This is a genomic window from Embleya sp. NPDC008237 (assembly GCF_042956465.1).
In the GTDB taxonomy this organism is placed as follows: domain Bacteria; phylum Actinomycetota; class Actinomycetes; order Streptomycetales; family Streptomycetaceae; genus Embleya.
On sequence record NZ_JBIBGL010000021.1, the window covers coordinates 130,301 to 142,999 of the forward strand.

Consider the following 12,699-nt stretch of genomic DNA (forward strand, 5'->3'; position numbering starts at 1 on the left):
TGCCCCACCATTTGCCCGGCAAAGGGCCGAACGGCCCTGCTGAAGGGGCCGCATGGGTCGAGATGTCGCTGTCAGGGCTGTGTCGAGGGATCCGTTCCCGGGGTGGTGGGTACGACGACCAGCGGGCAGCGGGCGTGGTGGATCAGGCCCTGACTCACCGAGCCGAGGAGCATGCCGCGGAAGCCGCCTACCCCGCGGGTTCCCACGACCAGGCACAGGGCGTGCTCTGCCGTCTTGACCAGTGTCCGGACGGGGTGTCCGACGACGACCTCGCGGCGCACGCGCACATTCGGGTATTTCTCGCTCCACCCGGCGAGCGTTTCGGCCAGCCGGATCCTTCCCTCCGCTATTTCCTCCGGCATGGCCAGGGACATCATCAGACCGGATGCGGGTTGGCGGACCTGGACGGCGACGAGCGTGGCGTCGCGGCGGGCGGCCTCGTCGAAGGCGTAGGCCACGGCCGATGCGGAGCGTGGTGAGCCGTCCACCCCCACCACGACCGTGCGTGGGTCGGGGGTGGCGTGTTCGGGTTCGCGTACGATCACGACTGGGCAGGGGGCGTGTGCCGTGACGGGCACCGCGATGCCGCCGGTGGTCAGCAGTTCGGTCGCCGAGGACAGCCTCCGCGAACCCAGGACGATCATGGCTGCCCGGGGTGCCTGCGCACGCAGGACGGCGGTGGGTTCTCCGTCGATCAGGGCGGTGTCCACGACGAGTTCGGCATGTCGACCGGAGGCAAGGACGGCGGCTTCGGCCAGGGCCCGCAGTCCCGCGTCGCGGAAGCGTCCGCTCCAGGTCTGTCGGTGCGGATTGGCCTCGGGGTCGCGGTCGGCACCGGCCGGCCAGTCGAGCGCGTGCACCAGGCGCAGGGGCAGGCCGCGGCGGGCCGCCTCGTCGGCGGCCCAGACGACGGCGAGCCGGCCGGCGTCGGTGTGTTCGACCCCGACGATGATCGGAGCGGGTCCTGTGTACGTGTCCATGGCGTTTTCCCTCGTCCCGAGCGTCGGCCGCGTATCGGCCTGCGATAGAACCTTCGCGGTTCGGTCGTGCGCACGGACATGGTCGTTCGACCCGTGCTCGCCGACCGGTCGGCCCCGGCGGTGGTGGGTCGGGCGTCGGGGCGTCTTCTCGATGCGGTGCCGGTGCGGTTCGGCGCCTGTTCGCCTCGGCGTGCGCGCCGGTTGGGTCGGCGTTGTCACTTGCCCCAGGGGTCGGCAGGGTCGAACGTCTCCGTCACGGGGCGGCGAGGGGTGGGGACTCCCGGAGGCCCGTATCCCATCCGCAGCACCATCCGGACGAACCCGGGGCCGGTCTGCGGATCGCGCAGATTGGCACGGGTGTCGGGCCATTCCACGGCTTGGTGGAGGACCGACATGCGCAAGCCGTGGACGGTCGCCAACAGCCTTGCCCGTTCCATGGCCTGCCCTGCGCGCAGCCAGTCCCGTGGTCGATCGAAGCGGGTGGTCAGGGTCGCCACTCGAAGCGCTGCGTCTCGGTGGGAGAGGTGGGCGGGTGTCCGGTGAAGGCGCGGACGGGTACCCGGGCGTCGTGTGGTCCGTTCGGTCGGGCCCGGGCGGCACTCGCACCGATCTGTGCGGACTCGGCCGCACCCGGCGGCCAAATCCGCTCCAGGTTCCCCCGGACGCCCGACAAGATGCGTGGTGAGGCAGGGCGAGGGCCAGGACCAGGCAGCCCACCGTGCCGACGATCGGCACGATCCGGGCCGGACGGCCCTCCCCGGGCGCGAGCATCCAGGCGGCGGGGTTGGCGATCGCGTAGTAGGCCAACAGTCGGTGAGCGGGGTCAGGCGGGCGCCGTGGTCGCCCAGCACGTCGGTGGTCACTCCGCCGAGGCCGAACAGGACCAAGAGGCCCGGTACTTCGTCCTGGGTCACCCCGGCGATCAGCTCGACGCCGGAGGCGGCCATGAGCTGGATGACCACGCTGTCCATCAGGGCGCCGATGCGATGGGTGAGGTCGGTGAAGGCCTCGCGTACAGCGTCGTCGCCGACCGGGCGCAGCCGAACCCCGCCCACGTCGCTCTTGTGCGCGATGTGCGGCCCGTACGCCTTGAGCACGACGGCGCCATCGGCGCCCAGTGGCGCGAGCTCGCGGGCGAGCGCCAACGCCTCGTCGGCGTCGAACGCCTTTCGCCAGGGGCTCACCTCGATGCCGTACGCGCCCAGCAGGCGCGCGCAGGCGAGCGGCTGCAGCCACCCGCCTTCGGGCTCGCACGCCAGGTGGTCGGCGACGAGCGCGCGAGCCGCGCCGCGGCCGACGTCGACCAGGCGCGGCACCTTACCGCGTGGTCGGGTCAGCCACATCGACCGCTCGTAGGCGTGCGCGAGGGCGACGGCGGCGGTGCGTGCGTCGTTGTACACCGGGACTGTCCCGCCCTCGGCGGGCAACAGTTCGACGGCCGCCGCGCGTTCGGGGGCGATCACCATCACGGGCCGCTCGCGGACCGCGGGGCCCGCCAGAAGATCACCGAGCGGATCGCCGAGTGCGGTCGGCGCGAGGGCCAGAAAGACCGCGTCCACGTGACCGTTCGCCACAACCAGGTCCACGCAGCGCCGCAGGGTCTCGCCGTCGACGGTGGCGGTGGTGTCCACGGGGTTGGCGCACGCGGCACCGGCGGGCAACAGCACACGCAGGTCGGCCTCGACGGCCGGGCCGAAGCGCGGCACGGCCAGCCCGGCGTCCACGCAGGCGTCCGCGGCCAGTACTCCGGCGCCGCCCGCGTTGCCGATCACCGCGACCGAGGCGCCGTCGCAGGCCTTGAGCACGAGGCGCACGCGGTGGAGGTGCCGCGGCAGGCGGGCCCGGCCACACCGCCCGCCGCGCACGGCCATATCGGCTACGACGGCCTGTGGACGGCCCTGGAGTGGCAACCCGGCACCACCCTGTGGGAATGGTTCGCCCCGGCTCGCTGCAACTTGCCTATCCGTTGCGCGTCCGAAATGCGCGGTCGCACCGATAATTAAGGCGTTGTTCGCTCCCTCTCGCGTCGTCAGTCCAGGTCGTCCCAGCCCCAGGGTTCGGCCGGGTGGCCGTTCGGTTCGCGGCCGAATCGGAAGCGTGTGCGGTTGTCGGACTGTTCGGCAAAGAGTGGGAATTGCCGCATGGCGGGCAGACGCTCGATCAGGGCTTCGGCTTGCGCGTACGTGCGAGCCGATCGCAGGCGCCCCAGCAACAGCGTCAGGCGTTCGTCGACGTTGCCGGCGTCGAGTGACGGATCGGCGACGATACGGGCGGCCAGGAGAGCCGCCTGGTCGTCGGCGCCCGCGTTGTGCAGTTCCACCAGCAAGCGTCCGATGCCGAACAGGTCGCCGAGTGGTGCCCCGGCAGCGGCACGGGCCGCGAGCAGCCGGATGTGGTCGGTTGCCTCCGCCTCGCGCAGCACGTCGAGCAGGCTTGCGAGCACCCTCGGGTCCGTGACGGGTACCTGTTCGGCGAACGCCGTGATGCGGGCCAACAGCGTGCAGATGTGCCGGTCGGCACCTACGCTTCGCAGTGCCTCGAGCGTGTCTTCCGGATTTCCCGGCCGATCGAGCGGGGTATGCGCGGCCAGGTGTGCCGCGAGCGCGGAGGATTCCTCCACCGCGCCCAGCTCCCACAGCCAACGCAGTAGGCGCCCGACGGGCAGCGGATAGTCCGGCGACACCTGGGTGGCAGCGCGAACGGCCAACCGTTCGACCTGGTCCAGGGCATCCACCTCCAGGAACTCGGCCAGGAGGTCGAGGACGTCGTCGGCGCTGTCGAGGGGAACCCGGGCCGCGGGGTCACGCTCCAGCAGCTTCGCCAGATGTCCGGTGGCGCCCATCCTTCGCAACTGCCGCACCAGGTCGACCAGGGCGCAGACACTGCTCCGCAGCGATACCTGGGGACTGCGGTCGAGCACGATGGTGCGGGCGGGCGGTTCCAGCCACCACAGCAACCGGGCGATTTTCCCGGTCTCTTCGAGGGGCGTCTCGCCGGCCGCGCGAAGGGCGAGAGCCGAGGCATGCTCGGCGGAGCCGACCCGGTCGAGAGCGCGGATGAGGTCGGCGACCCAGTTGGGGGTGTCCAGGGGCGCCTCCGCCGCCGCACGCGCGGCCAGCGCGGCAACCTGCTCGGCGGCGCCGATCCGGTGTAGTTCCAGCAGCAGGCCTGCGGCCTCGGCCGTCCGAATCGGATCGCGGTCGAGCGATACCCGCCCGGCGGGGTCGCGGCCCACCAGGACCCGGGCCTGCCGGGACAGGCCCGCCTCGCGGAAGATCCGCAGCCACGACTCGACCAGACCCGCGTCGTCGAGGGGGTAGGTGCCGGCGATGCGGTCGGCCAGCCTGGCCGCCTGGTCGACGGCGCCCGCGTCGTCGAGTCGAGCGAGCAGCGGCCGCATGACGGCGGGGAAGTCGAGGTGCGTCTCGATGGCGATGCGGTCGGCCAGCGTCCGTAACTGCTCGACGGCGCCCACCTTCCCCATGGTCTCGACGAGGGAGGCGGCGTCGTGCGGCTTGTGCACAGGGCTGAAGCGGGCGGCACGACCAGCGAGCGTGGCGACCTGGTCGGCGGCGCCGAGTTCGCACAGGTCGCGCAGCAGCGTCTCGACGCCGCCGCTGTCCACCTGAGCGTGCCGGGCGGGTTCGCGCGCGAGGAGCACCCCGATCGCCTCGTCCGGGCCGCTTTCCCGAAGCTCGCGCAGCAGGTTGTGCAGTTCCCAGCCGTCGTGGAGCCGGACATGGCGGGCGGCCCAGGCGGCGGGCCGGTCGTCGGTGGGATGCAGCCGGCGCAGCAGTCCGACCAGGCTTGCCGCGCCGCGGCGGCCCGAGACGGCCGCGCGCTTGTGGAGCCGGGCCGCATGGCGATACAGGCCCCGCAGATAGGCGGCCGAGGCCAGGTCCGGCAGGTCGCCGGGATCGGCGTGGGCGGCTACGGCGTGCCAGAACGGAGCAGGGGGGATCACGCTCGCGCGGCAGCGAAGTCCGTGCTGGTCGAGGTAGTCGGCCAGGCGGTAGCCGACGACGCCGGTGCCGTTCTCGGGGGCGACGGGCTCCAGGGCTTGGATCGCGCCCTTGAGCGTTCGGGTGGCGTAGGACCATGCGGCGTCGCGCCACTCGGCGGCGTCGACCGTGCGGTGTCGGGGGGCGAGGTAGCCGAGAGCTGCCTCCTGGAGCAGCGCCGACGGGTACACACGCCCGCGGCCGACGCGGGCGGCGTCCATGGCCGCGGTGATCAAGGCGTGCCCGTACGGGTCGGCGCCCGGCCCCTGGTAGTGGGCGATCAAGTCAGGGATCGCGGCCAGGTATTGGGCGAGCCGGCCCGCCGACCCGGCGCGTTCGGCCGCGCCGGCGGCCTCCCGTAGGATCGGGTCGTCGCGGCGGCGGGCCCTGGCCAGGTCGTCGTCGGTGAAGTGATCGGGTACGTCGAGGACTCCGCCGCACCGCGCGTCGACGTCCCGAGCATGTCGGCCGGTCAGGTCGGGAAGTGGTGTGAGCAGGGCCCGCGCCGCACGGAACGGGTCCGGGGTGCCGGGACCGCCGTGGGGGTCGGCGAGGTACGCCGCCCAGTAGTCGGGCCACACGGTGGTGACGGCCACGATGTACGCCCGGTCGGACACGAGTTCGGCCAGGTCGAACAGGGCCTGCTCTCCGGTGGGATCGTCGGCGTAGTGCCGAAGCTCGTCGAGCCACAGCACCGTCCCGGCGGCGACCCCCTCCCGTAACTGCGCGGCCAGCGCGGTCGCGGTTCGTGGGTGGATCAGCGGCCGGCGCGGAAGACGCGCCGCAAGTGCCTGATAGGCGGTACGCGACTTGCCGATCGACGAGCCGCCGCGCAGCACGACCAGCCGATTGTCGGCGATGTCCGGGTCGAGGACGGCGTGGAGCACCTCGTCGTGTGCGCGGCGCACGTATGGCGGCAACGGCCCGCCGCCGATTGCCTTGTGCACCCCCAGCACCACCGGATCCCACCTGTCCACGGGCCGTCCCGCTCCCGTGTAGCGGGTCGACACGGACCAACTCCCGCGTGCCTGCGCGGTACGGGAGTCGCGCGACTGCTTGGCCTCGGCCAACAGCGTGAGCCACTGCCCGTCGTCGCCCGGCACCGACATCGAACCGGCCGTGAGATCGTGCCCGGCCGCCAAGTCCAGGCACAGGTCCACCACCGCGAGCAAGGGCGCGGTGTCCTCGGGAAGATGCTCGCCTTTGCGCCAGTCGTACAGCGTGCTGCGGCTCACCAGGCCCCGGCGCTCCCCCAGCAGCCTGCGCACCCCGTCCACACTCACACCGGCGGCGTTCAGCAACGCGGTGAACGCTGCCCCGAAATCCTCGGGTGTACGCGGCGACGACACGAAATCCTCCAGCCTCCGCGGCCGAGTCACGCGCGGGCCCGCCGGGCGATGTCCGAACCCTCAAGATATCGCCCCGAACCCGAACACCGCCCCGAGCCGGGAAGCGACCACCCTGGGTCCGAACCTGTCCGAACCCCGTACCGGACCACCGCGCGCCCGCCCCAACCTGCGGACATGCCTTCCACACGCCAAACCGGGCCCCACCGACCCACCACCGCCGCCGCAGCGGGTACGACCTGCACCGTGGCCGGCGCACACGCCACGCTATGGCTGACCGCACCCACCGCGGCGATGGTCCTCACCGTCCCGGAAGCCGCCCTGGCCGTCACCGTCGTCCTGACCGCGTTGTACGCGCCCGACCGACTGAGTGACCGCGCCTTCCGCCTCCTGCCCTGGGCGAGTCCCGCATCCCACCGCCTTCCGGACCCGAACACCAGCGGCCCACCGGCTACCGGACCCGAATAGGCTTCCGCCTCGACCGTGCCCGAACATCCATGCAGCCAGGCGCGGATATGGGAGTCCGGGCCGGGGCCGACTCTCCTCCGACCCGACTCAGGCCGTACGAAGAAAGCGCACCGCACCGCGCACAGCGCAACCCGAACTCCTCGAGTTCACCGCACCGCGCGCACGTACGGTGTGCGGGTGCGATGCGGTCGGGACCGCACCCGGGGCCGGATCCGTACGGGGGGGGTTGCCCGAGGTGCCGCCGGAGCACGCCGTTCACGTCGGTCAGCGTCGACAGGCCGTCGGACTGGCCCGCGCTGAACCCGACCTTCAACCCGAAGGAACCCTCCTTGGTCGGCAGCCCCTGCACGTTGTAGTCCGCGTACAGGTGCGCGCCGAAGCTCGCCGACGTGTTCGCCGAGATCGCGCCGGCCTCGCCCTCGCGGATGTCCACCCCGAGGCGGTCGTCCCGCACCGACCAACTGGCCGCGTCGGCGAAGGCGTTGTAGGTTCCCGACGGGTCGCGGACGTCGTCGTGGTAGTCGAACCCGTGGGTGTTGAACAGGCGGTTGTCGTCGCCGAACTGCGACACCGACGCCGGCAGCGTCTTGGCGAACGCGCCTGTCCGGCCCTTCGGTACTTCCAGCGCGGGCGCCGGGCCGGCGCCGGCGGGCCCACCCCCGGCCGCCAGACCCGGCGGGGCGACGCCCAGCGCCGGCAGTGCCAGGCTCAGGACCGAGACCAGGACAGCATGACGGGCGCCCCGTTGGTTGCGGGCACGACGAGTTGACGCCAAGACGGACACGCCCTGCTTCCCCCCGGGTGGGCCATTCCCATGGCACTGCCGATGCGCCCGGCGATCACCGGGTCGTGCCCCGCAGAAGTCCGGACAGCGCAAAAGCGCAGTTGTCCCCGACTGAACGCGGACCAGTACGAGTCGCGTCCGGGAGAACTCGATGATCGTTCCGGGCCGTTCTAGGCCGCACCTTCAGGACGATCTCTTGCCGTGCCGTGCCGCGCGGCACGGCATCCGGACGCGGCGGAAGTCGACGGCGTCGAACCGCAGCACCACGGAGACCTACCCGATCGCCGTCTGGGACGGGAACTCCGGCCGTGTCCGCCTGAAGCTGCCCTTCTGCATGGCGATTCCGAGCGGAGCCGACCAGGCGGCCGACAGCCATGCCGCCGCCCCACCGCGCACACCCACCGCCAAGGGGCCATGGCTGGATGTCTCCTTCGGGTGTATTCGGATCGTGCGGGCGGGATCGAAGCAGGCCGCGGACGAAGCCGCCGGATGCTTTCCCGCTCCATCAACCCGGTAGGCCACATTCTCCGCACCGCACGCGAATAGCCCCACCCGAAACCCGCCGCCCCCGCCGGCCCGCTCCACAACGCACACCGGGATGGGCGTCGGAGCGCAGCCGGCGGTGGCCATCCGTCGGAGCCGGCGGACAGCCTCGGCGCACACTTGATCGGATCGCCGTTCCGGGACGCGGTTGGGCTCGCCTGGGAGCGGGGGCCGACCGGGGGAACCGGCAAGTCCGACACACCCGTTCCCGGCGACCCGCAGCGCGGGTCCGACAACGAGGCATCACCCCCACGTCCCCCGGGCGACGTCCGACGACGTGACGCCGTCGGACCGCGTGAGCCCGGTAGGGACGGTACGGACGACGCGCCCGCCGGAAGCGGGTCGACACCCGTGCCGCCGGCGCCCGGTCCCGGTGGGGCTGCCGACGCGTCGTCGTCCGACCGGCCTCCGTCGGTTCCGGCTTCGAGGTCGGCGGGGGGTTCGGCGCCCGGCGAGCAAACCCACGCGAACCGACGCGCCCAGGACCGGCGGGGGCAAACCATCCGGCGGACGCAGCGCGGCGCTGGACGCGTTGGTGGAGGGCGAGCCGTGGCATCCACCGCATCGGCCGGTGGCGCGGCAGCGCCACGTCAGGCACGCGGCCGCGTTCCTGACCGAACTCGGCGACGGAGCCCGGTTGGACGACGTCGGCTTGGACGTGGTGCACCGCGGTCGGCCGGTGGGTCGCGCGCCGGCCGTCCGGGTGGGATCGGCTGAACGCGGCGCAGCGCGAGCAGTTGCTCGCGCTCGGGCTGACGGCGCCCGCGATGGTCGACGCCTCGGCCTCGGCGGCGGTGGTGCCCACGCCGGAGAGGCCCCGGCCCAAGCGCAATCGGGAGCAGGTGTTCGAGATCGCGTTGAGCGCAGTCGCGGCCTACCGGGAACGAGTCGAACACCTCGAACTACCGCGCAGGCACGTCGAGACGGTGATCGCGTTCGGCGGGTGGCCGGAGGACGTACGACTCGGCGTACGGATCACCACCACCAGAAGCCGACGACCGGAACTCCCGGACGAGCGGATCGCCGCGTTGGACGCGCTCGCCATGCGGTGGACGTAGGTTCGAGTGTCGGTTCCGGTGTCGCGTTCGGCCGCGCGCTGTCCCGCTGGAAGGAATTCCGCGCCCCTTCGGTGCCGACCGGGCACCGAAGGGCTGGATGGGTAATCCGTCTCTCCCCGTCCACCCCTCTGTGTGCCGCTCCTGGTCGATCCGCCCAGGTGGCTACTCCCGTGCGGTCCCATGGCCAGTGCCGTCGCGCCGGAGGTGACCTTGCTCGACAGCGCGGCCAGTCCGACGCCAGGGCGGTCGCGCGGCCGATCGTCGACGGGGCCGACGCCGGGCCGGGAGGCCAGGGTCCTCGGCCCGGATGGCTGAGGATCGCCTCGGCGGCGCTCCGGGTGTCGGACGCCGGGATGCACGGGTAGCCGAGCCCGGTGCGAACAACGCTCCGGCAGCACGGGATTCCGGCCGACCGTGTGCCCGGTCGCGGCGGGGTGGACGGCAGCGCCCGGCTTTGCCGGGCCGCCGTCTCCGTGGGAGGGCGTCAGGGCTTGGGCAGGGTACAGCCCGGCAGACTCAGGTCGACCTTGTTGCCGATACCTATGCAGGGCACGATGATGTACGTCTCCTGGGCGTAGTTGATGCCCTGACGGATGGTGACGTTGCCGTTCTCGTCGACCTCACACGGGTTGTTCTCCGTGCAGGTGGCGCCATCCTCGTTGCCGGTGTTGTTGACGGCGACGACCTTGCCCGTCGTGGTGTCGATCACCGGGGAGCCGGACGTACCGCCGATGGTGTTGCAGGACGACGTGTAGCGGACCGAGTCCTTCCAGGTCCAGTCGGCCTCCTTCAGGCGATAGACGAAGCCGTCCACGTTGCAGCTGTAGATCCGCTTCCAGTACCCGGAAACCACCTTGATCGCCGAACCGGCCACCGGATGCCGGTCGTTGAGGGTCAGCGCGCTGATCCCATACGACCTCTGGATCTGCGCGTAGGTCCGGGTGAGCTGGTAGATCGAGATGTCCGTGTCGGTCATCGTGGCGTACGCGACCTTGTCGGCCCGCAGAGTGGCGACCCTGGAACCGGAGGCGCCGAGCATCGAGAAGGTGCGGGACGACGGCCGGTCGGTGATGACCTCGCCGGCGCCGGGGAATCCGGTTTCGAGGCAGTGGCCGTTGGAGAGGACGAGCGCGGGGTCGTCCGGCCGCGAGCCGGGCATCCGGATCACGGATCCCGAACAGTTGCTCAGCGCCACCGTGCCGGCGAAGTCGACCGCCTTGACGATGGACTTGTCGGTGGCCGCTGGGGCGCCGACGGCGGGTGCCGTGCCCGCAGCCGCGAACAGCAGGGCACAGACGATGCCGAGCGCGCCGACGAAGGACTTCTTCATGTGAGGTTCCCCTTTTGAGGGTGGGGACGATGAAGGAGCGCGATTGTGTCGTGCATGCGCATTGTTGAGTGTTCGACACCCAGGGGACAAGTAGACAAAGGGAGTTGGGAGTTTCTTTGCGCGCCGACCTCGGCCGCACCCGATGCGCCCGAAGCCGCCGAACCGGCGACGCGCCTCCACGCACGCATACCGGGCGGGCCGGCCGGCCGCGTGCGTGCGGTGGATATGCGGTTCGTGTGATCCGCGCGTGGTTCACGCGGGTGATGCCCTCGACGAACTCGGCAACCAGCGCGGCCGGTTCCAGCACGGAGTTGCACATCTACGCACTCTCGCCGATCAGTTCGACGGCTTCGGCGAGGCCGCACCCCGGTGGTGCCGGGGTGCGCCTGTGTCGGATCAGCGGTTGTCGTGGAGTTCCTGGTGCATTTGGGGTTGATCGTCCGTGTCGTGGGTGAGGGCGTACCTTTCGACATCGTTGAATGCCTTGGAGGCGACGCCGATGATGTCGGTGTAGGGGTTGACGCCGACGGTCTTTTTCGCGGTCTCGCCGAACAGTCCGCCGGCCGTGTGGCTGAGGAGGCCGTGGCCGGTGGCGAGGGGCGTGCCCGCGATGTCGAGGGGGCTTCTGGGGATGCCGGCCATGTCGGCGTACTTGTCGGTGAGCGCGACACGGGTCAGCGCGATGTACGCGTCGCTGATGCCGGGGCCGAGGAGTCGCCGGTAGAAGTCGAGGGCCTGGGCCGTCATGAACAGCCCGTCGTCGGTCTTCTTCCATTCGTCGTCCCGTACGTGGTTCCACAGGCGTTCGAGTTCGTCCGGGTCCTTGGGCAGGAGCCACTTCTCCTGGGTGCCGAGATAGTGGTCGACGTAGTGCCAGGCGCCGGCGAACCCGCGCGCGTCGTCCTTGGACACGTGCAGGCCCAGGCGCGCCATGCCCTGGAGGATCTGGGTGCTGAAGACACAGGAGGCTCCGGTGGTGTACTTCTGGGAGACCGGCTCACCCCACTTCTCGTAGTCCCACTCCCCGCTCTTCTTATGCAGTTGCCGCACCGAGGCGTGGACCAGGCGGACCTTGGTCACGGTGGCGGCGAGAGTGCCGTCGCGCAGGGCGTCCTTCCTGCCCATGTCGAGGAACAGGCGTGAGGACTGCGACAGTCGCCGACCGGGACCTTCCACGCCGCCGAGCCGGCCGGTGGAGCGGAGAGTGAAGGCGCCGGTGGGTGAGAGGTAGGTGCCGATGAGGCCGACGGTGCCCTGGAGCATGGACGCTTCGCCGTGATGGTGGGCGAAGAAGCCCTCCGCCGCCTTGACATCCGCCTCGCTCCAGCCGGGCGGTGGTGCCTGGGCCTCGCGAAGGAACTGGGCGAGGCGCTCGGGCAGTCGGGACAGATCCTGGTCGGGTCCCAGCGTGTTGATGGTGCGGAACAGGTGGTTGACCCCGTCGACCTCCCGGTTGTCGATCAGATCGGACACCAGCGCGTCGGCGGCCGGGTCACCGACGCGGTTCGCGGTCTCCAACTCGGTCGCGATGTTCGCCGTCGTCAAAGTCACAGCACAACTCCATCCTCGTCGGGAGGCGGCCTCGGGTTCGTCCCGGCAAGGGGCGCCGGCGACGGTGCGCCGCGATACGGCGCGGCGTCGGACGACACAGGTCACGCCGGAAAGGGGCGAGATCGCCGTCCGTCATCCTGCCGAAGCCGACTCGGACGCACATTGCCCCGTTCGAGGGACGTGGTGGTACGCCGGGCGCACTCCGGGGCCGGCTCGCGCGAGCCGGCGTCCGGGGTCGGTCGAGTCCTGGGCCGGCAGCGACCCGGTGGCAGGCGGTCGAGAGTGACGACGATGTCCTCGAGCGCGGTGGTCCTCGTCCTGACGATCTCCCGAGACAGGGTGGTGGGTTCACTGCTTCGTGCGGTCCGACGGTTGTGGCGCGAACGCCGAATCGGTGCGTCGTGGCCGGCGCGGCGCCGGGTCGCACGGCGAGGTGTCGCGCGACCCGGGTCGCAACGATCAGCCGACCAGGCGCGCGGGTCGGCGGCGGCCGCGGCGATGACGCGGCCGTGGGAGCGGCCGGACGACCGCCGTCGCCCTGGGGCGCCAGGTGGGGGCGATGGTGGCGTCGGCGACCGCGCGGGCCAGGCGGCCTGCGCGCATGTCGGGCGGACCGCCGCCTCGATCGGGGTGTCGTG

The 12,699-nt window shown here is 71.6% G+C and carries 8 protein-coding genes; 2 read left to right on the plus strand and 6 right to left on the minus strand.

What is annotated here, in order from left to right:
* Window positions 1–71 precede the first annotated feature (71 nt).
* The 3 genes from ACFZBU_RS40435 to ACFZBU_RS40445 form a co-directional block, all read right to left on the minus strand.
* Window positions 72–980 carry a universal stress protein gene (locus tag ACFZBU_RS40435; RefSeq protein ID WP_391588763.1) on the minus strand — a complete coding sequence of 303 codons (909 nt, stop codon included), beginning with the start codon at window positions 978–980 and terminating at the stop codon, window positions 72–74.
* Window positions 981–1,195: 215 nt separating this feature from the next.
* The gene (locus ACFZBU_RS40440; protein ID WP_391588764.1) at window positions 1,196–2,794 is read right to left on the minus strand and encodes an acetate--CoA ligase family protein; all 1,599 of its coding nucleotides are present in this window, start codon (window positions 2,792–2,794) and stop codon (window positions 1,196–1,198) included.
* A gap of 215 nt (window positions 2,795–3,009) precedes the next feature.
* On the minus strand, window positions 3,010–6,330 hold the full coding sequence (locus ACFZBU_RS40445) for a hypothetical protein (protein ID WP_391588765.1): 3,321 nt from the start codon (window positions 6,328–6,330) through the stop codon (window positions 3,010–3,012).
* Between the two features lie 174 nt (window positions 6,331–6,504).
* Here ACFZBU_RS40445 and ACFZBU_RS40450 point away from each other — a divergent pair, with 174 nt between their 5' ends.
* Window positions 6,505–6,795, plus strand: coding sequence for a hypothetical protein (locus tag ACFZBU_RS40450; RefSeq protein WP_391588766.1), 291 nt, complete (start codon window positions 6,505–6,507; stop codon window positions 6,793–6,795).
* On the opposite strand, the gene ACFZBU_RS40455 is transcribed toward ACFZBU_RS40450, so the two are convergent.
* Entirely contained in the window at window positions 6,779–7,579 is an 801-nt protein-coding gene (locus ACFZBU_RS40455) for a hypothetical protein (protein ID WP_391588767.1), read from the minus strand. The genes ACFZBU_RS40450 and ACFZBU_RS40455 overlap by 17 nt on opposite strands.
* 1,310 nt (window positions 7,580–8,889) lie before the next feature.
* Here ACFZBU_RS40455 and ACFZBU_RS40460 point away from each other — a divergent pair.
* Window positions 8,890–9,180 carry a helicase associated domain-containing protein gene (locus tag ACFZBU_RS40460; RefSeq protein ID WP_391588768.1) on the plus strand — a complete coding sequence of 97 codons (291 nt, stop codon included), beginning with the start codon at window positions 8,890–8,892 and terminating at the stop codon, window positions 9,178–9,180.
* Between the two features lie 484 nt (window positions 9,181–9,664).
* Here the strand turns inward: ACFZBU_RS40460 and ACFZBU_RS40465 are convergent, their stop codons facing one another.
* Together ACFZBU_RS40465 and ACFZBU_RS40470 are read right to left on the minus strand one after the other, a co-directional pair.
* On the minus strand, window positions 9,665–10,510 hold the full coding sequence (locus ACFZBU_RS40465; RefSeq protein WP_391588769.1) for a serine protease: 846 nt from the start codon (window positions 10,508–10,510) through the stop codon (window positions 9,665–9,667).
* Between the two features lie 396 nt (window positions 10,511–10,906).
* Entirely contained in the window at window positions 10,907–12,061 is a 1,155-nt protein-coding gene (locus ACFZBU_RS40470; RefSeq protein ID WP_391588770.1) for an oxygenase MpaB family protein, read from the minus strand.
* Window positions 12,062–12,699: the final 638 nt, after the last annotated feature.